Below are 21540 nucleotides of genomic sequence, written 5' to 3'. Positions count from 1 at the left end.
ATTATTTTTTCACTCTCTGATTGATCCATCTCACAATATCATCAACTACTACATCTCCGTTTGGTTCAAACATCAAATAATGTCCAATTCCGCTATAAAGTCTCAAACTTTTATCTTTTGAAGCCGTTTCTTGATAAAAATCAATGGCATCTTTAGGCACAACATACACATCTTCACTACCGCTTACCAGTAAAACAGGTGCGATAAATTTGTCAGCATTAACTTTGAGGTATTGCACGCTTTCTTTAATCCCATTGAAAAAGGACACAGAAAAGGTTTCTAACATCAATGGGTCGTACCAATCACTGTCGCTTTCTTCTTCTATCATTGGCAAATTCAACATTTTATGAATGGTCTCCACGCCATTAACAAAGCTGTCAGCAGGTTCTGGGCGTGGTAAGTCATCAAGATTTAATTGATTGAAACGCACCCCAGCCCCTGCCAAAATCACACCATCAGCAGCTTGCGGATATTTTGTGGTGTAAAGTGCGGTGATGTTTCCACCCATACTATGTCCCATCACAAAAATCGGAAGATTAGGATTTTCGGTTTTGGCTTTTTCTACCACAAGACGTAAATCTTCTACCATTTCAAAATAACTGTTGAGATGGATTTTATCCCTACCATCTGACTTACCGTGTCCCCGTGCATCAAAACGATAGACGGCAATATCATGATTATTCATCGTTTTGGCAAAATCGGCAAAGCCGTGCGAATGCACTGCCAAACCATGCGAAATAATCAGTACCGCTTTGGGTGGATTTTGTGGATAATCTTTGGTTAGATAAAGGTTTAAACTATCATATCCTGCAACCAGTTCTGTAGTATTTCTTTCTATTGTCTGTTTGTTCATTTTAATCGTCCTTTCTTATCTTAAAGCATCTACCAGAATATATTTTCACCCAATGCCACTCATTAAATGATCGATAATGATTTCAACCGAATCAATTTGATGGATTATTGAAATGCCAAGCCCCAATGAGGCGAAACCTTTTGATAAATCACCGTATAGCATGCCATTTCTCATCCCCGATGCTGGATTCGATGCTTGGTAAATCTCTTCATTTGTGGCTAAATTGCGATCCATTTCTGCCAATTTATTTGGGAGTTCCCCTGGTAGAGAACGGTAATAGGCAGGTTGCGTGCGATAAAGCAACATATCATTAGCATCTGATTTAATTAAAGCATCTTTAATATTATCAGCCATACGAGACTCTTTTGAGGCAAGAAAGGCAGTCCCGACAAACACCCCTTCCGCTCCTAGAGCCATTGCAGCTTTGGCAGTGCGTTCATCTGTAATTCCGCCAGCGGCTAATACTGGCACACGACCTTTTGCAGCATCTACCACCAAGGGCACAATAGAAAAGGTGCCAATAACGTTTGCTGGAACTTGTCCCCCTTCATCAAAACCTGTGACAACCAGAATATCCACACCACCTTTGATAGCTTCCTCTGTCACTTCAACAGTTGGTGCCCCTCGATAAATGACTTTGATATTGTTGGCCTTAAATTTTTGGGTCCATTCCTTTGAAAATGCCCCTACCATCACAGCCACTTCGACCCCCTCTTCTACCATCATGTCTAGCATGGGTTTTGTATAGAGGTCAAAACCTGCCACCGTAGGAATGATATTGATACCAATAGGATTTGAGGTGATACTTCTAGCAATACGAACCTCACAGCGCATATTCTCCACCGTTTCTTCAACGGTCTTGGCAGGTTCTGATTGTCCAGCATTGATGCCAAGCACACCCAGTCCTCCAGCCTTACTAATAGCTCCTACAAACCTACCGTCTGTTAGCCAACTCATTGGTCCTTGAATAATAGGTTTTTCAATCCCTAAAATGTCTGTTACACGATTTTTCATTGTGTTTCCTCACTTTCTACTAACGCTACTTTTGCAACCTGCATTATCGGTGAGCTACTTCATTGACGCTCCCTATTACAAATCGGTCTTTATTAGCATTTCGAGCTGCCTTTTCCTCTGGTGTATAGATATGGGTTTTGGCTTCTCCCAACGTGGGTAATGATAAATTAGATGAACCAGTACTCATTCTTGCCCAGGATAACTCTGCGGGACCTGCCAAATATTTTGCCTCTTCCTCTGTTTCTCCTATAATAACACCAACAGCTAATATACTTTTTGGCTCCTTCATATACACCGATGGTCTAAAGTCTTTTCGATATGACCGAAGGATTGAAATTGCTAAATGAGGTGCTAAATGGGCTGCAAGTGCTAAACCAATTCCTTTTTCTACGGCAAACTGTAACCCGCCTTTACTAGATCCCAACATATATATCAGGCACTTTTTACTCTGATATACTATTCATCGGGCTCCGAACTCTTTCATCTAATTCCGGTCCATATTAATGAACCCAACGCGTAATCGTTGTGTGAGCCATTGATAAGCCACGTTCTTCCATCATCTCCACTACATTACAAAGCTTAAGTTGTACCGCAAGTACCATCTCACTGTTAGCAAAACAATGTAGGCCTGATAATGTTTTCATTTGAATAAATTTTGGTTTTCCATACCGATCACACACCTTTTATAGAGTAGTAGTATCTGTATGTCAATATTTAGAGATTACGCAATGGTCTTGAAGTTTTTGCACCAGAACCATAAAGTTCATTTTTTCACCACTTAATAAAACTCCATTTTAATCACTAGAAGAATAACTATTTATATAAGAACCTTTTTTTCTTATAGTTATCGGGTACATTACATGTAGTAAAATACCCGAAAAGATAAAAATACATCAGTGCGCTGAATACCTCTCCTCGTGGTTGACTACCCGGCGAATGAAAAATCCCAGGATCAAGCCAAGTAAAGCTATTATCAGCATGAACCAGAACACACTTTGTGTACCTGCCGTCGTAGCGCTTGCTATTTCGGTCAGCTTAGTCGGATCAGAGGAGCCGTGCAAGTATTTTTCCTTACCATTCGTAAGAATACTGATTGCTACCGCTATTCCAATTGCGCCTGCAACCTGCTGAAGTGAGTTTAAGACTGCTGTGCCGTGCGGGTATAATTCTGGCGGCAATTGATTTAGTCCGTTCGTTTGAGCAGGCATCCAAATCATGCATATCCCCACCATAAGCGCAGTATGCAAAGCTACTATAAAGACCACTGAAGAAGCAGGGGATAGGGTGGTAAAAAACCATAGCACGACAGCAACGAGAATGAGGCCAGGAATAACAAGCCATTTCGGTCCAAATTTATCGAATAAACGCCCCACTAATGGTCCTAAGATACCGTTCAACGCGCTGCCCGGCAAAAGCATGAGACCAGCGATGAAAACAGAAAGCCCTGCACCAGTCTGCAAAAACATCGGCAAAATAATCATGCTCGACATAACAAAAATCATACATGACAGTACTAGAAGCAGCCCGGTGACGTACATCGGATACTTGAAAACGTTCAAATTCATCATTGGATCGTGCATAAGGTTCTGTCGCAGTATGAACAATACCAACGCAACAAGCCCAACTATGATGGATGTGACTACGACCATGCTGCTCCAACCTTCAACTCCTTCGCCTGCCTTACTGAAACCAAAGACAACTCCTCCAAAGCCGATAGTTGACAATGCGACAGACAACAGATCTATCCGGGCCTTCGTGACATCGGTGACATTTTCCAAGTACTTCAACCCTATCAACAACCCAATAATCAGGAACGGAAGTGATAACCAGAAGATGTAATGCCACGTTAAATATTCAATTAATAGACCGCTTATGGTCGGTCCGATCGCTGGTGCAAACATGATAACAAGTCCGACAAATCCCATTGCCACACCCCGCTTTTGAGGCGGATATATCACAAGTACTGTATTGAATAAGAGTGGAAGCAACAAGGCCATGCCTGCTGCCTGTAATACTCGGGCGAACATTAACATTTCAAAGTTAAGTGCTAGCGCCCCAATTAATGTACCAACGATAAAGCTGATGAGTGAACCCATGAACATCTGCCTTGTCGTAAACATCTGCAACAGCAAACCGCTTATTGGCATTATAATGCCTAGAGTTAATAGGTACCCAGTTGTTAACCACTGTGCAGTTGCGGCCGAAATTTGGAATTCTTCCATTAAATTAGTGATTGCGATATTTAGGGCAGTTTCGCTGAACATGCCGACGAAACCGCAGATAAGCAGCGATGCCATTATGGCACGCGTATTGTATTGATTATTCATTTATTTATCTCCTTGTAAATTAATCTAATTAATAATAGTTTATTTTTTAGCCAATCCTTGTTTGTTTAAATACTCGAGCATGAAGGACAGCTTACTTCTTTCAAGATGATCCTCAATATGATCTGTCCAACCCTTGACTTTCTTCACCGAGAAAGGCGCTCTAACAGGACGATTTTGGTAATATTCACGCATTTGTTTATCATAATTTGCTAATTTTTCTTCATCAAGTGGCTGGTACTGATTATCAAACATCACCATCGATTGAGGTAAACGTGGCTTTAGACCTGGTTTCTCTCCAGCTGGATGGCCTATACATAGACCAACTAAAGGAATCACATATTTTGGTAACTTTAATACCTTACTTAATTCAGTAATGTTCACTCTTACTCCACCGATATAGACGCCACCGAGTCCCATTGATTCTGCAGCAGTCAAGGCATTTTGAGCCATCAGCCCAGCGTCGAATGTACCTATTAAAAGGTATTCAATATAATTAAGGTCTACCTTTGGTGCAATTTCATGATTTCTGTTAAAGTCTGCACAAAAAATCCAAAACTCTGCTGCTTCTTCAATATAAGGTTGATTTCCAGAAAGTTGCATTACTTTTTTTCGTAGCTCTGGATCTGTAATTCTAATGATAGAAACCACTTGTAGTAGACTGAATGATGAAGTTTGATTAGCTGCCTTAAAGATCGCATTTCGTTGTGCCTCTGTAAGTGGTTGATTTGTAAAAGAACGAATGGATGTATGGTTTTGAAGCAAATCAAGGGTATTATTCATTTTAATCCTCTCCTCTATTAGTTATTGTTATCTTTCAGCCTTCCGTATTGATAAGGTACTTCCATATTCTCGCGCAATGTTTTTCCTTCATATTCTTTGCGGAACAACCGAGAAGCCGTCACCTGCACCGGCCAAGAACCATTCTTCCAGGAAATCAGCATCTTGTACGGGGGTACCTGCAACTATTTAGTGCTAACATAGGATCCATAGGGAACAAAGGAATCTGAGATCCTAAGGCGACGGTTAATGCTGGAGTCTCGGCGATAAAGATCATTTGAAATTTTCCTTTTCAGCTAATTTAGCCCGCTCCACATAACTATCCGTATTTGTGTAGGCTGTTGGGGCGGCCCCAAGTATCCTACAAGCGCTGAATTCAGCTCCGTATCCAGAAACCACTTGTAGTGCTAATTGCATCTCTTTTCTATTCCCCATGTATCTCTCCTCCCTTTATTTCTTCAAGTAACTAAAAGAACCTGAGTTAAATCATTTTAAATAAATGGGGGAAATAAAATATTTAGCTTACTAACTAATTGTTGGAGGTTAATCTTCTGACAGTTCTTCTTTTACTTCTAGTATCTCGAATACTACTAGTATCCTTAGGGTCTAAATAAATATTAGTTGTAAAGAAGGGTTCAATGCGCCTTTAGAAATTCATTTTATTAACGATATTATAACTATTTAATATATTTAGGTTGAAATTAGTTATTTAGTATACTAAATATTTGAACAGAGAAAACTTAGAGCAAGTTTCTCTCCATGCGTTTCATAAGATCCCTCAATAATAAACGTTCTTCCGGTAAGATTGAATGGAGTAGTTTTTCTCGCTGTTGTTTCCATATGAACTCAACCGGTTCCTCTAATTCTTTGCCTTCGTGTGTTAGATAAATTCGCATTACCCTTGCATCTTGTTTGTCACGTTGACGGTAAATAAAACCGTTTTGCTCCAATGATTTAACCATATTTGTGACCGTAGGCGGTTCACATTTTAAATGTTCACATAGTTGCATTTGTGTTACCCCATCACCTGACCACAGACGAAAGAGTAAATTATCTTGGCCTACATAAAGATTAAGTTCTCTTAGACTTTCACTATAATCTCGTCGCATTTTAAATGAAATTTTATCTAGCGACTGACGAATATCGCAATCAACCTTATCATTCATAAATATTCCCCCACCACTAAAATGTATTTAGCAAGCTAACTATATCACGGTTTAAATCTAGTTGTCAATTTATTAAACATACCTCCTTACAATCGTTAAATTTAGATTACAGGGTTTTTTTGATTGCTGCACAGTATCCGTCTACTACGTAATAAAAAAGAATTGTTCCACAGCCTGACCGATTGTGGAACAACTTAATTGTAAAAGAAATATCTTTATTGCTACTGATCTATGACATTTTTATATTAGAATTCTATGACAAATTATATTCAAAGTTGTGACATTTTATATTAAAATTCATAAAAGAACACTGCATCAATTATTTTTAATTATTCAACCGTTACAGACTTCGCTAAATTCCTTGGCTTATCAACATCACAATCACGGTGAAGTGCTGCATAATATGCAAGTAACTGCATTGGAATCACACTTACTAATGGTGTTAGTAGTTCATGGACTTGTGGTAAGACGAATTGGTCACTATCATTTTCCAGACCTTTCATACTTACAACACATGTGTTAGCTCCACGTGCTGCGACTTCCTGTACGTTACCGCGAATAGATAGGTTAACTTTTTCTTGTGTTGAGATAGCGATAACTGGTGTTCCATCTTCGATTAAAGCAATCGTACCATGCTTTAATTCGCCACCAGCGAAACCTTCCGCTTGAATATAAGAAATTTCTTTTAACTTCAATGCCGCTTCCTGAACAACAAAATAATCCACACCACGACCGATAAAGAAGGCATTTCTTGTTGTTTCAAACATATCTTTTGCAATACGCTCGAACTCTTCTTTTTGATCCGTTAATGTTTCCATCGCACTTGATACAATAGCTAGTTCTTGGAGTGGATCAAACGATAAATCAATACCTTTTGCTCTGGCACTATCTACCGCCAAGATTGCTAATACAGCAATTTGAGCTGTATATGCTTTCGTTGATGCTACTGCAATTTCAGGTCCTGCATGTAAATGCAAGGTATAGTCTGCTTCACGAGAAAGGGTTGAACCAGGCACATTGGTAATCGTCAATGCCGGGTGCCCTAAAGCTTTTGTTTGCACTAATACGGAACGGCTATCCGCTGTTTCCCCACTTTGTGAAATGAAAATAAATAATGGATTTTCAGATAACAAAGGCATATTATAAGAGAACTCACTTGCAATATAGACTTCCACAGGGATATTAGCCAGTTGCTCAATAAATTGTTTCCCAACTAATCCAGCATGATAACTTGTTCCCGCTGCAATAATATAGATACGATCCGCTTTCTTCATCGCTTTACGGATATCTTTATCTAATTTAATGGTATCGTTCTTGTCTTGATACTCTTGAATGATTTTACGGATAACAAATGGCTGCTCGTCAATTTCTTTTAACATAAAGTGTGGATAGGTTCCTTTTTCCGTATCAGAAGCATCGATTTCGGCTACATACGCCTCACGCTCTACAACTGTTCCATCTAACTTCTGGATTTCCACACGATCACGTTGCACCAATACTACCTCATTATCCTCTATTTCCACATAACGATTCGTTTCTTTTAATGTTGCCATCGCATCACTTGCTACGACATTGAAACCATTACCTAAACCGATAAGTAATGGACTTTTATTTTTGGCAACATAAATTAGATCAGGATTTTGATTATCAATTAAAGCAAGGGCATAAGATCCTTTTAAAACAGATAAAGCTTTACGGAAGCCACTTAATACATCATTAGCCTCATTTGCTAGCTGTTCGACTAACTGCACAACGATTTCTGTATCTGTTTCACTTTTTAATGTAACACCAACTAAATATTCATCTCGAATCTCATTATAATTCTCGATTACACCGTTATGAACTAATGTGTAACGGCCAGATCCACTTTGGTGGGGGTGCGCATTGTCTTCACTTGGCTCACCGTGTGTTGCCCAACGAGTGTGTCCGATCCCCATTGTCGCCATCACATCTTGATCTACTTTATCACGTAAAGCTGCAATTCTGCCTTTTACTTTTGTTACATTTACGCCGTTATCATTTAATAAAGCTATACCTGCAGAATCATATCCACGATACTCTAATTTCTCTAATCCTGTTAATAAAATTTCCTTTGAATCATTTGCTCCAATAAAACCTACAATACCGCACATAGCGTTGTCTCCTCCTTATAATAAGGGGCAGACAAACGACCATTGAACCTATTTGTTACAAGGGGCGTCTATCTGCCCCTTTCTCGTGTTTGTTTCGTTCATCTTGTTGTTATTCTTGTACAAGAAGTTGCCTTCCTGTTTTCGAATAAAAACATATCGGTTGAGATGTACAACCGGGAGGTATCCGCCGATCATTCTCGATAATCCTCCTCCTCGTCAGCTATGAGTTTACCGTACGTCATAGCCCTGGCGCTTTAATGATAAATTTCTCTACTATGCTCCTTTCTATTCTTGAGTAGGTCGTTATCAAAAACGCTCTTTTATTTTACTTGAAAAGATCTTTGAAAGCAATAATTATTGTTAAAAGATCTACTACATTTCTATGCGCTGTTTATAATATTAGTGATAAAAAATGAAGTTATGGGGGTTCCCCATAACTTCACTAATTATTCTTGATCTTCCATTCCCATTACTTTCTGGATTACTTCTACAACTTCATCTACATAATGGTTACAGTCTTCTAATGTTGGTGCTTCCACCATAACACGTACTAATGGCTCTGTTCCGGAAGGACGTACTAATACTCGGCCTTGATCACCCATCTTTTTCTCCACTTTATCAATGGCTTCAAGTACGGTTTGATTTGTCATCACTTCATTCTTCTTCACTACACGAACATTTTTTAGTACCTGAGGGAATTTTTCCATTTCACTAGCTAGTTCTGATAACGGCTTACCTGTCTCTTGCATGACATTAACAAGTTGCAATGCAGATAACATCCCGTCACCGGTAGTTGTATAATCTAAGAAAATGATATGACCAGATTGTTCCCCACCAAGGTTATAACCACCTTCGCGCATTTCCTCCATTACGTAACGGTCTCCAACGGCTGTTTTATTGCTTTTCATTTCGTTCGCTTCTAATGCTTTGTAAAAACCGATATTACTCATTACTGTAGACACAACGGTGGAATGACGTAACATTCCTTGTTGATTTAAATATTTTCCAATAATAAACATGATTTGATCGCCATCCACAATGTTTCCTTTCTCGTCGACAGCAATTAAACGATCTCCGTCACCATCAAAGGCAAGTCCGATATCTGCACCTTTTTCTACTACTAGTGCTTGTAGTTTCTCAGGATGAGTAGAGCCAATTCCATCATTAATATTTAATCCATTAGGTGATGATCCGATTGTTGAAATGTCTGCTTCTAAATCAGCAAAAAGATGTGATGCAAGTCCTGATGTTGCACCATGTGCACAATCTAGTGCGATATGTAAACCATCAAATTCATTATCAATTGTTTCTTTTAAATATTGAATATATTTCTGTCCACCTTCAAGGTAATCATTCACCTGACCAACTTCTTCACCTACTGGTCGTGGTAAATCATCCGTATCCATATCCAATAATCCCTCAATTTCTGCTTCTTGTTCGTCTGATAATTTAAAACCATCTGAACCAAAGAACTTGATTCCGTTATCCTCAACTGGGTTGTGAGAAGCAGAGATCATGACACCTGCTTGTGCATTCATAACTTTAGCCAAATAAGCGACACCTGGTGTAGAAATAACTCCAAGTCGCATTACCTCAGCACCAATTGATAGAAGACCAGCAACTAATGCACCTTCTAACATAGTCCCTGAAATACGTGTATCACGACCTATTAATACTTTAGGTTTGTTAGCTTCTTTTGTTAACACATATCCACCATATCGTCCAAGCTTAAACGCTAATTCAGGTGTTAGATCTTTATTTGCGACGCCACGGACACCATCCGTTCCAAAATATTTACCCATTTTCAAAATCTCTCCTTTTACATAACTTATCCAAATTAATTCTGCCTATATGTATTATTCTTCTTGTTCGATATTTATTGTTACTTGGTCATATTCCGCTTCAAATTCTATTTCTTCCGGTATATCTTCAGGTGTACTGAGTTCAACTGGAAGCTGATGCTCACCAGGAGCAAGATCTCCAATATCAATTGTTAATTGGAGATCCGCTGTTGCTACATCTGATAGATCAGACGGAAAGCCTCTCATGGTGATATTCATACTATTGGTATCTGGCTCGATAAATGATACGGAGAGCTCGTCTACTTCATCTTCGTACTCAATCGTGACATCTTCTACCGTCTCTTCCTCTATTGTTTCTACTTCTATATTAACATTGACTGTCTCACTATTTACCTTTCTAACATCTGAAGGTATTACTAAAGGTACTTCGATCGTGCCACTTTCAGAAATTTGGCTTAAATCAATAGGTTCTGTAGCGATTTCTTCTAATTGATCTAAATAGCTTTCTGCAGCAAACACTTGTACTTCTTCTGTTTCTAATTCCATCGAAGTTACTCGAACATCTTCTGGTAGTTCATTCTCCGTTTCGATGGAAATCGGGACAGTCTTATTCGGATTTTTCATGTCCACAGACACATCGACTGTCGGCGGATCGATTCTTACATTTAGTTCATTTCCTTGACTATCATATACTTTTACAGGGACATTTTCGATTGTCTGTGATTCGCTGAAACCACTGACATCAACAAAACCTTTTACTATCGCTATTTTATCTACAATACTTTTTGAACTGGTAACTGTTATTTGCTCAGGGTCAGAATAGACATTAGCAACTTCATATCCCTCTTCCACTTTGTCCCTATTAACCGTATCTATCGTAACATTAAATTCTAGACTAGCTCTTTCTTCTATCGTTACTTCCACTTCCTGTGGTTCAATGTAAACATTGAGCCGATCAGGAATACCAGAATATTCGATTGGCACTGTATGTGTACCCGTACCAGTATCTTCAAGATTTACAAACACATCAAAATTACGTTGTAATACGGTTGATGTTACCAAGCTAACTGATCCTTGCAAGGAAACTGTTACGGTTTCTGGCACTCCACTTACAACATATCTCTCTTGATCAATTTGTGTTTGAACAGGTACATCATCCAATGTTTGCGTTTCGTTTGTATTACCAAATGGCATCTCAAACCCATCGTCATTATCATAAACATTCTCATCAAATGCAACGACAACAAAAAGCAAGACAGAAAGTATCAAGGCAACAACTCTGATAACCCATGGTTTTTCCAACCACTTATTCATTTCTTTTACCCCTCCAATTCCATGCCTTTGTCGTTGAGGTTTTAAATTTATTCACTAACTCGGTTTCGAGGATTTCTGCTAATTGTTCTGTCGTCAGATTCCGGTGTAACTCACCATTTTTGGTACACGATATGTTACCCGTTTCCTCAGATACAGTAATAGTAATGGCATCTGTTACTTCACTAATACCTAGTGCTGCTCTGTGGCGTGTTCCTAATTCTTTGGAGATAAAAGGACTTTCAGACAATGGTAAATAACAGGCTGCCGCCACAATTTCATCTCGATTAATGATAACAGCACCGTCATGTAAAGGCGTATTTGGAATAAATATATTCGTTAACAATTGATTCGTTAAATTCCCATTAATTGGGATACCAGTTGATACATAATCACCCATTGCCGTTTCACGTTCAATCGTAATCAAAGCTCCAATTCTTCTTTTGGCCATATATTTACAAGAAGCCACAATTGCTTCAATTGATTGATTAAGTTCTTCCTCCTCGGAAGTTGTATTTCGAGTAAAAAAGCTTCCTCTTCCTAATTGCTCCAATGCTCTTCTTAATTCCGGCTGAAATAATATTATAATCCCTAAAGGTCCCCACATAATTACTTGCCAAATAATCATACGTACTGTACTTAAATCGAATAATACACTCACAAGATAAATGATAATGACAACGAAGATACCTTTTAATAATTGGATCGCTTTCGTACCACGAATTAGCATCAATAATTTATATAAAACATACCAAACAATGGCAATATCTGCGATGATTTTGACAATATCTAGTAAGTTCAAGTCACCATTAAGCATGCAAACACAACCTTATGTCCATCTAAATCCTCTTCCTATCTCAATTTGTAGTTATTTTTTATTATAACATATGTTTTATACAACCCTTAATTAAATGTAAGATTTTCTGTATGTTTGCATTATCAAAAGCATCTAAAAACAGTGACTCTTATTAAATAAATAAGAATCACTGTCTTTCTTGTTAATCCAAACTAAAAACACTTTCAACAAGGTCTTTTAGTTTATACCACATCCAATTAAATATTTGATCTACCTCTTTTATTTCCCCTGCTATTTTACCTGCAGAGGCAGATAGGTGCTCTCCATTAATAAGGATAACATCACCTAAGACTTTTCCTTCCACTTTCACGTTGGCATTCTTTATTTCTAGATCATCCTCAATAACCACATCTTTCGGGACAATAACAGTATCATTTTCTACAATTAAATTTTGGCCTTTAGGATAGCTTAATTGCTGCTGTTCTTGATTCCATGCAGATAAAATACCACTGAACATAAAGATAAAGAAGATGGCAGCTGCTGTTATCATTGGATGTAATTTCATCCATCTTTTCGCCGTCATACGCTTCTTCTCTTTAGGCAACCCGGCCATTACATTACTAGTAAAGTCTGTTGAAGGTTTTAGTTCTATATTGGCTGTCACTAATGCTACCGTTCTTTTTAATTCTTGGAAATGTTTTTGACAAGCTTCACATGATTGTAAATGGGAGCGTAACCGCTGTTCATCATTTCTCGTTATATCACCATCTAAATACTGATGCATTAATTCAACTATTTCTTTATTACATTTCATTTCACTCACACCCCTTAAACATGGCGAAGCCTTTTTCTAAGAGCTTCTCTGCCTCTGTGGATTCTCGTCTTGACTGTCCCCACAGGTATTTCCATTATTTCACTTATTTCCTTAAGAGATAGCTCATCTAAAAAACGTAAAGCAATTATACTCCGATATTTAGCAGGGAGTTCCATTATTTCATTTTGTATATAACTTTGCATTTCTAAACTCTCTACCTCGTCTTCTGGCAGAGCTTGATCATCCGGTAATTGTGCATATAAATTTAACCCATCTGTACCTTTTATCTCTGCATCAAGATAATAATCTGGTTTTTTCTTACGCATTCTATCAATCGTTAGGTTCGTTGCAATTCGATAAAGCCAAGTAGAGAATTTTCGATTTTCATCAAATGATTGGATATTAAGATACGCTCGAATAAAGGCTTCTTGTGCTATATCCTCGGCCTCTTGTTTATTCCCAATCATACGATAACATATGGCAAAGACTTTGTTTTGGTAAAATGCAACAATGTCTTCGAATGCTGATTGATCTCCCTTTTTAACTAATTTTATATTTTGTTTTATTTTTTCCTCAATCATCTAATTACCTCCGCTACATTTGCGGTTACTTTAATTACGAGATACCCCAAAGAAAAGTTTCACTTATTTTAATTTTTTTTGATAGCTTTTTTTGTTTCACTAATCAAAGATATTATATCAAGAAAATGTACATTTTTGTTGATTAATGACAATTTTTCACAAAAAATGTAGAGTTGGACTCTCTCAGTTTAGAACATTGAGGATGTGGATTATTATTTTCATATCGAACCTTCTCTAAAAAGCCTATTTCCCACGTATATTTTAGATAATAAACCTATTGGAATCCAAAGACACAAAAAAAGCCGTCTCCTTCTTCTAGGAAAACCGCTTCGTATTAAATATATACTTTTAAGATGGTGGAGCCTAGCGGGATCGAACCGCTGACCTCCTGCGTGCAAAGCAGGCGCTCTCCCAGCTGAGCTAAGGCCCCTTACAAACTGGTGAGCCATGGAGGATTTGAACCTCCGACCCTCTGATTAAAAGTCAGATGCTCTACCAACTGAGCTAATGGCTCTAATAAGTTCATCATTATTTTTTTGCACATAAAAAATGGCTGGGCTAGCTGGATTCGAACCAGCGCATGACGGTACCAAAAACCGTTGCCTTACCGCTTGGCTATAGCCCAACATAATGAAATGAAGTGTACAAAAGATAGTATATACACTTAAATAAATATTATACAATGGTGGAGGGAGTAGGACTCGAACCTACGAACCCGATGGGAGCGGATTTACAGTCCGCCGCGTTTGGCCAACTTCGCTATCCCTCCATGCATAAACATTATGAAATTAGCTGGTGCCGGCCAGAGGACTTGAACCCCCAACCTACTGATTACAAGTCAGTTGCTCTACCAATTGAGCTAGACCGGCTCAAAATGGTGGAGGATGCAGGGCTCGAACCTGCGACCCCTTGCTTGTAAGGCAAGTGCTCTCCCAGCTGAGCTAATCCTCCGAAGCACAGGATATGCTAGTGCATGCGTTGCAACAGGACGTTGCGCCTTAACATGCCATCCTTAATAAAAAAATAACTAAGTGTTAATATGGTGACCCGTACGGGATTCGAACCCGTGTTACCGCCGTGAAAGGGCGGTGTCTTAACCACTTGACCAACGGGCCAATACTTTATTTAAGTCTCACAAAAATAGCAGAGCTTCCAGCCGGACTTGAACCGGCGACCCCTTCCTTACCATGGAAGTGCTCTACCGCTGAGCTATGGAAGCAAATGGCTCCACAGGTAGGATTCGAACCTACGACCGATCGGTTAACAGCCGATTGCTCTACCACTGAGCTACTGTGGAATGTTTTACAACTGATGCTTCTCAAAGCTGTTTTAATTCAGCCTGGCAACGTCCTACTCTTGCAGGGGCGCGAGCCCCAACTACCATGGGCGCTGGAGAGCTTAACTACTGTGTTCGGCATGGGAACAGGTGTGACCTCTCCGCTATCGCTACCAGACTTTGTATAATGATGTATAAGGGATATACCCTAAAAACTAGATAAGAGTGATGGAACAAGATCAAACAAAATGTATGCTAGTTCAAGCTCCTAATAGCTAGCGTATAGTTCATGCTTCCTGGCGCACAGGAAAACTCTGTGCTCTAGTCTGCCTGATCTATCCGTACGCTATTGACCAGTAGCTTTCACTTTATATTATAGTTAAGTCCTCGATCGATTAGTATTCGTCAGCTGCACATGTCACCATGCTTCCACCTCGAACCTATCTACCTCATCGTCTCTGAGGGATCTTACTCTATCGAATAGATGGGAAGTCTCATCTTGAGGGGGGCTTCATGCTTAGATGCTTTCAGCACTTATCCCTTCCACACGTAGCTACCCAGCGATGCTCCTGGCGGAACAACTGGTGCACCAGCGGTGTGTCCATCCCGGTCCTCTCGTACTAAGGACAGCTCCTCTCAAACTTCCAACGCCCACGACGGATAGGGACCGAACTGTCTCACGACGTTCTGAACCCAGCTCGCGTACCGCTTTAATGGGCGAACAGCCCAACCCTTGGGACCGACTACAGCCCCAGGATGCGATGAGCCGACATCGAGGTGCCAAACCTCCCCGTCGATGTGGACTCTTGGGGGAGATAAGCCTGTTATCCCCGGGGTAGCTTTTATCCGTTGAGCGACGGCCCTTCCATTCGGTACCGCCGGATCACTAAGCCCGACTTTCGTCCCTGCTCGACTTGTAGGTCTCGCAGTCAAGCTCCCTTCTGCCTTTACACTCTACGAATGATTTCCAACCATTCTGAGGGAACCTTTGGGCGCCTCCGTTACATTTTAGGAGGCGACCGCCCCAGTCAAACTGCCCACCTGACACTGTCTCCGAACCGGATCACGGTTCTGGGTTAGAAGGTCAATACAGCCAGGGTGGTATCCCACCGGCGCCTCCACGTAAGCTAGCGCTCACGTTTCTCAGGCTCCCACCTATCCTGTACAAGCTGTACCAACATTCAATATCAGGCTACAGTAAAGCTCCACGGGGTCTTTCCGTCCTGTCGCGGGTAATGCGCATCTTCACGCATAGTATAATTTCACCGGGTCTCTCGTTGAGACAGTGCCCAAGTCGTTGCACCTTTCGTGCGGGTCGGAACTTACCCGACAAGGAATTTCGCTACCTTAGGACCGTTATAGTTACGGCCGCCGTTTACTGGGGCTTCGGTTCAACGCTTCGCTAATGCTAACGCATCCCCTTAACCTTCCAGCACCGGGCAGGTGTCAGCCCCTATACTTCGCCTTTCGGCTTCGCAGAGACCTGTGTTTTTGCTAAACAGTCGCTTGGGCCTTTTCACTGCGGCTCCTCCTTAAAGGAGCACCCCTTCTCCCGAAGTTACGGGGTCATTTTGCCGAGTTCCTTAACGAGAGTTCTCCCGATCACCTTAGGATTCTCTCCTCGCCTACCTGTGTCGGTTTGCGGTACGGGCACCCTTTTCCTTGCTAGAGGCTTTTCTTGGCAGCGTGAAATCCGGAACTTCGGTACTCTATTTCCCTCCCGATCACAGCTCAAGCTTGCCAGACGGATTTGCCTATCTGACGCTCTTACTGCTTCGACGCACACATCCAATGGTGCGCATTCCTTATCCTTCTGCGTCCCCCCATCACTCAAACGGAATTGGGTGGTACAGGAATATCAACCTGTTGTCCATCGCCTACGCCTTTCGGCCTCGGCTTAGGCCCCGACTAACCCTGAGCGGACGAGCCTTCCTCAGGAAACCTTAGGCATTCGGTGAAGAAGATTCTCACTTCTTTTTCGCTACTCATACCGGCATTCTCACTTCTAAGCGCTCCACCAGTCCTCACGGTCTGACTTCACTGCACTTAGAACGCTCTCCTACCATTGTTCGAAGAACAATCCGTAGCTTCGGTGATACGTTTAGCCCCGGTATATTTTCGGCGCAGCGTCACTCGACCAGTGAGCTATTACGCACTCTTTAAATGATGGCTGCTTCTAAGCCAACATCCTGGTTGTCTAAGCAACGCCACATCCTTTTCCACTTAACGTATACTTGGGGACCTTAGCTGACGGTCTGGGCTGTTTCCCTTTCGACTATGAACCTTATCACCCATAGTCTGACTCCCAAGGTAATATGATTGGCATTCGGAGTTTGACTGAATTCGGTAACCCGGTGAGGGCCCCTAGTCCAATCAGTGCTCTACCTCCAACATACATCCCTTGAGGCTAGCCCTAAAGCTATTTCGGAGAGAACCAGCTATCTCCGTGTTCGATTGGCATTTCACCCCTACCCACACCTCATCCCCGCATTTTTCAACATACGTGGGTTCGGGCCTCCAGTCAGTGTTACCTGACCTTCACCCTGGACATGGGTAGATCACACGGTTTCGGGTCTACGACCACCTACTATATCGCCCTATTCAGACTCGCTTTCGCTGCGGCTCCGTGTCTTCCACTTAACCTTGCAGGGGATCGTAACTCGCCGGTCCATTCTACAAAAGGTACGCCGTCACCCATGAAAGGGCTTCGACTACTTGTAGGCACACGGTTTCAGGATCTCTTTCACTCCCCTTCCGGGGTGCTTTTCACCTTTCCCTCACGGTACTGGTTCACTATCGGTCACTAGGTAGTATTTAGCCTTGGGAGATGGTCCTCCCGGATTCCGACGGAATTTCACGTGTTCCGCCGTACTCAGGATCCACTCCGGAGGAAACACACTTTCGACTACAGGGCTCTTACCTTCTGTCGCGGGTCGTTCCAGACCGCTTCGTCTAATGTGTTTCTTGATAACTCCAATGGAGTGTCCTACAACCCCAAAAAGCAAGCTTTTTGGTTTGGGCTAATTCCGTTTCGCTCGCCGCTACTCGGGAAATCGCGTTTGCTTTCTCTTCCTCCGGGTACTGAGATGTTTCAGTTCCCCGGGTCTGCCTCGTACATCCTATGAATTCAGATGTACGTTCTACTCCATGACGAGTAGAGGGTTTCCCCATTCGGAAATTCTCGGATCAATGCCTACGTACGGCTCCCCGAGACATATCGGTGTTTGTCCCGTCCTTCTTCGGCTCCTAGTGCCAAGGCATCCACCGTGCGCCCTTCTTCACTTAACTATACTTACAATACTTACTATGCTTAACGCATGAAAAGCGCGTTGGTTTTTGTTTGATGTCTTGTCATACTCTTATCTAGTTTTCAAGGTACATATCATTTGTATGGTGGAGCCTAGCGGGATCGAACCGCTGACCTCCTGCGTGCAAAGCAGGCGCTCTCCCAGCTGAGCTAAGGCCCCTTGAATAGAATGGTGGGCCTGAGTGGACTCGAACCACCGACCTCACGCTTATCAGGCGTGCGCTCTAACCAGCTGAGCTACAGGCCCATTCTAAAAAGGTTGTGTTTGGGGTTGTGACATTAATCCCTCAAAACTGAACCAAACAACGCAGTATGTTTTTTTGCACCTTGTAAAAAAGGTGTTCCTTTAATCCTTAGAAAGGAGGTGATCCAGCCGCACCTTCCGATACGGCTACCTTGTTACGACTTCACCCCAATCATTGGCCCCACCTTCGGCGGCTGGCTCCAAAGGTTACCCCACCGACTTCGGGTGTTGCCAACTCTCGTGGTGTGACGGGCGGTGTGTACAAGGCCCGGGAACGTATTCACCGTGGCATGCTGATCCACGATTACTAGCGATTCCGGCTTCATACAGGCGAGTTGCAGCCTGCAATCCGAACTGAGAATGGATTTATGGGATTTGCTAATGCGTTGCCGCTTCGCTGCCCTTTGTTCCATCCATTGTAGCACGTGTGTAGCCCAGGTCATAAGGGGCATGATGATTTGACGTCATCCCCACCTTCCTCCGGTTTGTCACCGGCAGTCACCTTAGAGTGCCCAACTTAATGCTGGCAACTAAGATCAAGGGTTGCGCTCGTTGCGGGACTTAACCCAACATCTCACGACACGAGCTGACGACAACCATGCACCACCTGTCATTCGGTCCCCGAAGGGAACTCCCTATCTCTAGGGACATCCGAAGATGTCAAGACCTGGTAAGGTTCTTCGCGTTGCTTCGAATTAAACCACATGCTCCACCGCTTGTGCGGGCCCCCGTCAATTCTTTTGAGTTTCAGCCTTGCGGCCGTACTCCCCAGGCGGAGTGCTTATTGCGTTAACTGCAGCACTAAGGGGCGGAAACCCCCTAACACCTAGCACTCATCGTTTACGGCGTGGACTACCAGGGTATCTAATCCTGTTCGCTCCCCACGCTTTCGCACCTCAGCGTCAGTTACAGACCAGAGAGCCGCCTTCGCCACTGGTGTTCCTCCACATATCTACGCATTTCACCGCTACACGTGGAATTCCGCTCTCCTCTTCTGCACTCAAGTTCCCCAGTTTCCAATGACCGCTTGCGGTTGAGCCGCAAGATTTCACATCAGACTTAAGAAACCGCCTACGCGCGCTTTACGCCCAATAATTCCGGACAACGCTTGCCCCCTACGTATTACCGCGGCTGCTGGCACGTAGTTAGCCGGGGCTTCCTCGATAGGTACCGTCAAGGTACCGCCCTATTTGAACGGTACTTGTTCTTCCCTAACAACAGAACTTTACGATCCGAAAACCTTCTTCGTTCACGCGGCGTTGCTCCGTCAGACTTTCGTCCATTGCGGAAGATTCCCTACTGCTGCCTCCGTAGGAGTCTGGGCCGTGTCTCAGTCCCAGTGTGGCCGATCACCCTCTCAGGTCGGCTACGCATCGTTGCCTTGGTGAGCTCTTACCTCACCAACTAGCTAATGCGCCGCGGGCCCATCTGTAAGTGATAGCCAAAGGCCATCTTTCAACTTTTCTTCATGCGAAGAAAAGTATTATCCGGTATTAGCCCCGGTTTCCCGGAGTTATCCCAGTCTTACAGGCAGGTTGCCCACGTGTTACTCACCCGTCCGCCGCTCGTTCCACAAATGTCACTCCGAAGAGATCTTTTTGCTTCCCGCGCTCGACTTGCATGTATTAGGCACGCCGCCAGCGTTCGTCCTGAGCCAAGATCAAACTCTCAATAAAGTTGACTTGCGCTCGCTTCTATAAGCTAGCTTGTTTCATGTTTAAAATCATACTGGTTGTTTTGTTCAGTTTTCAAAGATCAATGTTGTGTCGTTTTTTGCGACGAAATATAATATAGCATGTATCAAAAAAGAAGTCAATAGCTTTTTTGATTTTTTCTTCCATGTTTAATGCTTCGTTTTCTAACGACGACAAGAAATAATATATCATAAACATATGTAGCAAGCAAGAGGTTTTTTTGATTTTTTATTTAAAAATAAAAATACTATATCTCTTTTTAAAGGAGGATATAGTATCTATTTTGATTATTCAATTTGTACTTTCTTTGGTATATACTTCTTAATCTCTTCTTCACTTGCCACACGTGTATACAAATGAAAAATAATTTTATATCTCTCACACATGGCTTGCTTCACCATTTTATCTATTCGATGATCTTCTAAATCCAACAATAATTCTTCTAGTTCTCTTTTAATCACATACTGCAGTTCATTTTGCTCCTTCTCATTAATTAATATTCCTAACATCTTGTCCACCCCTAATATCTATTTTAATAATAACCTCCCCGCTATCTATTGTCTATATTCCTGTTTCTTTCAAATTTAAACATAATTAGACATCATATTAATGAAATACCAATCATATAATGGAGACAAGCCCAACTAAATGGAGGGGATTTTCGGTGAGACGTCTATATATTGTAGATATTAAGAAACAAAAAAAAGCATTCATCATTATTCCAATTGCTTTATTTGTTGCCCTGTTTCTATATTTGGAATTTAATTATACCTCTACGGTTTTTTCAAACCAAGATGATCCACGGGCCTTAAATGCAGGAAATACAGAACATTCATCAGTTGCTTTAACCTTTAATATTAGCCATGGTGATGAACAAGTTATTCCTATATTAGAAAGGTTAAAAAAAGAAGATGTTCAAGCTACCTTTTTTGTAAGTGGAGAATGGGCTGAAAGGCATCCTGACATTTTAGAAAAAATCGCAGAGGACAATCATGAGATTGGAATGCTTGGTTACCAATACCAATCATATGTCGAGCAAGAGATAGATGAAGTGAGAAGCGATTTAAACAAAGCAAAAGATATCTTCTCTAAATTAGGTTATGAAGATACGTATTTGTTAAGAGCACCCAATGGCCATTTAAATGAAGAAGTCATTAGCTTAGCTGAGAGTCAAGGCCTTAAAGTGATCCATTGGAGTATTAACCCAAATGATTGGCAGAACCCTGGAACCGAAAAGATCTCCAATCACATCTTGAAAAATATCAGTAATGGGTCCATCATTTTACTCCATGCTTCAGATAGCGTAAAACAAACAGAAAAGGCACTGGAAACTATTATACCCGAAATCAAAGGTGATAAAAAGTTTCTGACGATTTCTGAGTTAATTACACAAGCAGAAACAAACCAAGAGGAACTTCAGTCTAAAAAGAAATAGACCATCCCTAA

The 21540-nt window shown here is 41.5% G+C and carries 15 protein-coding genes, 11 tRNA genes, 3 rRNA genes and 1 pseudogene; 1 reads left to right on the top strand and 29 read right to left on the bottom strand.

The features are described 5' to 3' along the window. Position 1: 1 nt before the first annotated feature. From GI584_RS01310 to GI584_RS01170, 29 genes and pseudogenes are all read right to left on the bottom strand, one after another. Positions 2-853 carry an alpha/beta hydrolase gene (locus GI584_RS01310; RefSeq protein ID WP_153789958.1) on the bottom strand — a complete coding sequence of 284 codons (852 nt, stop codon included), beginning with the start codon at positions 851-853 and terminating at the stop codon, positions 2-4. 45 nt (positions 854-898) lie between these two features. Further along, the gene (locus GI584_RS01305) at positions 899-1867 is read right to left on the bottom strand and encodes an NAD(P)H-dependent flavin oxidoreductase (RefSeq protein ID WP_153789957.1); all 969 of its coding nucleotides are present in this window, start codon (positions 1865-1867) and stop codon (positions 899-901) included. Between the two features lie 43 nt (positions 1868-1910). Then, complete coding sequence (locus GI584_RS01300; protein ID WP_153789956.1) at positions 1911-2294, bottom strand: LLM class oxidoreductase; 384 nt, start codon at positions 2292-2294, stop codon at positions 1911-1913. Between the two features lie 76 nt (positions 2295-2370). Beyond that, positions 2371-2489 (bottom strand): annotated as a pseudogene (locus GI584_RS01295) (IS6 family transposase); the annotation flags it as partial. Positions 2490-2760: 271 nt separating this feature from the next. Further along, complete coding sequence (locus tag GI584_RS01290; RefSeq protein WP_153789955.1) at positions 2761-4194, bottom strand: DHA2 family efflux MFS transporter permease subunit; 1434 nt, start codon at positions 4192-4194, stop codon at positions 2761-2763. A 39-nt stretch (positions 4195-4233) separates the two neighbouring features. Continuing rightward, positions 4234-4974, bottom strand: coding sequence for an oxygen-insensitive NADPH nitroreductase (gene nfsA / locus GI584_RS01285; RefSeq protein ID WP_153789954.1), 741 nt, complete (start codon positions 4972-4974; stop codon positions 4234-4236). Positions 4975-5244: 270 nt separating this feature from the next. Continuing rightward, entirely contained in the window at positions 5245-5406 is a 162-nt protein-coding gene (locus GI584_RS01280; protein ID WP_153789953.1) for a hypothetical protein, read from the bottom strand. Positions 5407-5711: 305 nt separating this feature from the next. Further along, positions 5712-6137 carry a MarR family winged helix-turn-helix transcriptional regulator gene (locus tag GI584_RS01275; protein ID WP_153789952.1) on the bottom strand — a complete coding sequence of 142 codons (426 nt, stop codon included), beginning with the start codon at positions 6135-6137 and terminating at the stop codon, positions 5712-5714. Positions 6138-6466: 329 nt separating this feature from the next. Continuing rightward, positions 6467-8269 (bottom strand): glutamine--fructose-6-phosphate transaminase (isomerizing), encoded by a 1803-nt coding sequence (gene glmS, locus GI584_RS01270; protein ID WP_153789951.1) that lies wholly within the window; start codon positions 8267-8269, stop codon positions 6467-6469. Between the two features lie 446 nt (positions 8270-8715). Next, entirely contained in the window at positions 8716-10071 is a 1356-nt protein-coding gene (gene glmM / locus GI584_RS01265) for a phosphoglucosamine mutase (RefSeq protein WP_100362370.1), read from the bottom strand. Between the two features lie 54 nt (positions 10072-10125). Continuing rightward, positions 10126-11385: a CdaR family protein gene (locus tag GI584_RS01260; RefSeq protein ID WP_100362371.1), complete on the bottom strand. Its 1260-nt coding sequence runs from the start codon at positions 11383-11385 to the stop codon at positions 10126-10128. Further along, positions 11378-12199 carry a diadenylate cyclase CdaA gene (gene cdaA / locus GI584_RS01255; protein WP_153789950.1) on the bottom strand — a complete coding sequence of 274 codons (822 nt, stop codon included), beginning with the start codon at positions 12197-12199 and terminating at the stop codon, positions 11378-11380. Before cdaA ends, GI584_RS01260 begins: the two co-directional genes overlap by 8 nt. Positions 12200-12380: 181 nt before the next feature. After that, positions 12381-12992, bottom strand: coding sequence for an anti-sigma factor family protein (locus GI584_RS01250; RefSeq protein WP_100362373.1), 612 nt, complete (start codon positions 12990-12992; stop codon positions 12381-12383). Between the two features lie 14 nt (positions 12993-13006). Continuing rightward, a complete protein-coding gene (gene sigW / locus GI584_RS01245) occupies positions 13007-13573 on the bottom strand; it encodes an RNA polymerase sigma factor SigW (RefSeq protein WP_407647382.1) in 567 nt (188 codons plus the stop codon). A 354-nt stretch (positions 13574-13927) separates the two neighbouring features. Further along, positions 13928-14003 (bottom strand) — tRNA-Ala (locus tag GI584_RS01240). Positions 14004-14011: 8 nt separating this feature from the next. After that, positions 14012-14087: transfer RNA gene (locus tag GI584_RS01235), tRNA-Lys, on the bottom strand. Between the two features lie 36 nt (positions 14088-14123). Next, a tRNA-Gln gene (locus tag GI584_RS01230) sits at positions 14124-14198 on the bottom strand. 58 nt (positions 14199-14256) lie between these two features. After that, a tRNA-Tyr gene (locus GI584_RS01225) sits at positions 14257-14342 on the bottom strand. 24 nt (positions 14343-14366) lie between these two features. Beyond that, positions 14367-14442: transfer RNA gene (locus GI584_RS01220), tRNA-Thr, on the bottom strand. Between the two features lie 6 nt (positions 14443-14448). After that, positions 14449-14524, bottom strand: a tRNA-Val gene (locus tag GI584_RS01215). Between the two features lie 89 nt (positions 14525-14613). Further along, a tRNA-Glu gene (locus tag GI584_RS01210) sits at positions 14614-14688 on the bottom strand. A gap of 32 nt (positions 14689-14720) precedes the next feature. Further along, positions 14721-14792 (bottom strand) — tRNA-Thr (locus tag GI584_RS01205). Positions 14793-14795: 3 nt separating this feature from the next. Further along, a tRNA-Asn gene (locus GI584_RS01200) sits at positions 14796-14870 on the bottom strand. A gap of 40 nt (positions 14871-14910) precedes the next feature. Further along, a 5S ribosomal RNA gene (gene rrf, locus GI584_RS01195) occupies positions 14911-15027 on the bottom strand. A 197-nt stretch (positions 15028-15224) separates the two neighbouring features. Beyond that, a 23S ribosomal RNA gene (locus GI584_RS01190) occupies positions 15225-18137 on the bottom strand. Between the two features lie 103 nt (positions 18138-18240). Continuing rightward, positions 18241-18316: transfer RNA gene (locus tag GI584_RS01185), tRNA-Ala, on the bottom strand. A gap of 10 nt (positions 18317-18326) precedes the next feature. Continuing rightward, a tRNA-Ile gene (locus GI584_RS01180) sits at positions 18327-18403 on the bottom strand. Positions 18404-18513: 110 nt separating this feature from the next. Next, positions 18514-20076: ribosomal RNA gene (locus GI584_RS01175) — 16S ribosomal RNA — on the bottom strand. Together the 16S, 23S and 5S rRNA genes with 11 tRNA genes alongside form the textbook arrangement of a ribosomal RNA operon. Before the next feature lie 305 nt (positions 20077-20381). Then, positions 20382-20603, bottom strand: coding sequence for a hypothetical protein (locus GI584_RS01170; RefSeq protein ID WP_100362582.1), 222 nt, complete (start codon positions 20601-20603; stop codon positions 20382-20384). A gap of 155 nt (positions 20604-20758) precedes the next feature. On the opposite strand from GI584_RS01170, the gene pdaB reads away from it, so the two are divergent. After that, positions 20759-21529 (top strand): polysaccharide deacetylase family sporulation protein PdaB, encoded by a 771-nt coding sequence (gene pdaB / locus GI584_RS01165; protein WP_194842091.1) that lies wholly within the window; start codon positions 20759-20761, stop codon positions 21527-21529. Positions 21530-21540: the final 11 nt, after the last annotated feature.

It is taken from the genome of Gracilibacillus salitolerans (genome assembly GCF_009650095.1).
GTDB lineage: Bacteria > Bacillota > Bacilli > Bacillales > Amphibacillaceae > Gracilibacillus > Gracilibacillus salitolerans.
Note: the sequence above shows the minus strand (reverse complement) of the source record. Positions and strands in the feature narration are given on the sequence as shown.

Excerpts from the sequence above, each read along its gene's own strand:
- GI584_RS01310 (WP_153789958.1), bottom strand. The coding sequence starts at position 853 with ATGAACAAACAGACAATAGAAAGAAATACTACAGAACTGGTTGCAGGA.
- GI584_RS01305 (WP_153789957.1), bottom strand. The coding sequence starts at position 1,867 with ATGAAAAATCGTGTAACAGACATTTTAGGGATTGAAAAACCTATTATT.
- GI584_RS01300 (WP_153789956.1), bottom strand. The coding sequence starts at position 2,294 with ATGTTGGGATCTAGTAAAGGCGGGTTACAGTTTGCCGTAGAAAAAGGA.
- GI584_RS01290 (WP_153789955.1), bottom strand. The coding sequence starts at position 4,194 with ATGAATAATCAATACAATACGCGTGCCATAATGGCATCGCTGCTTATC.
- nfsA (WP_153789954.1), bottom strand. The coding sequence starts at position 4,974 with ATGAATAATACCCTTGATTTGCTTCAAAACCATACATCCATTCGTTCT.
- GI584_RS01280 (WP_153789953.1), bottom strand. The coding sequence starts at position 5,406 with ATGGGGAATAGAAAAGAGATGCAATTAGCACTACAAGTGGTTTCTGGA.
- GI584_RS01275 (WP_153789952.1), bottom strand. The coding sequence starts at position 6,137 with ATGAATGATAAGGTTGATTGCGATATTCGTCAGTCGCTAGATAAAATT.
- glmS (WP_153789951.1), bottom strand. The coding sequence starts at position 8,269 with ATGTGCGGTATTGTAGGTTTTATTGGAGCAAATGATTCAAAGGAAATT.
- glmM (WP_100362370.1), bottom strand. The coding sequence starts at position 10,071 with ATGGGTAAATATTTTGGAACGGATGGTGTCCGTGGCGTCGCAAATAAA.
- GI584_RS01260 (WP_100362371.1), bottom strand. The coding sequence starts at position 11,385 with ATGAATAAGTGGTTGGAAAAACCATGGGTTATCAGAGTTGTTGCCTTG.
- cdaA (WP_153789950.1), bottom strand. The coding sequence starts at position 12,199 with ATGCTTAATGGTGACTTGAACTTACTAGATATTGTCAAAATCATCGCA.
- GI584_RS01250 (WP_100362373.1), bottom strand. The coding sequence starts at position 12,992 with ATGAAATGTAATAAAGAAATAGTTGAATTAATGCATCAGTATTTAGAT.
- sigW (WP_407647382.1), bottom strand. The coding sequence starts at position 13,573 with ATGATTGAGGAAAAAATAAAACAAAATATAAAATTAGTTAAAAAGGGA.
- GI584_RS01170 (WP_100362582.1), bottom strand. The coding sequence starts at position 20,603 with ATGTTAGGAATATTAATTAATGAGAAGGAGCAAAATGAACTGCAGTAT.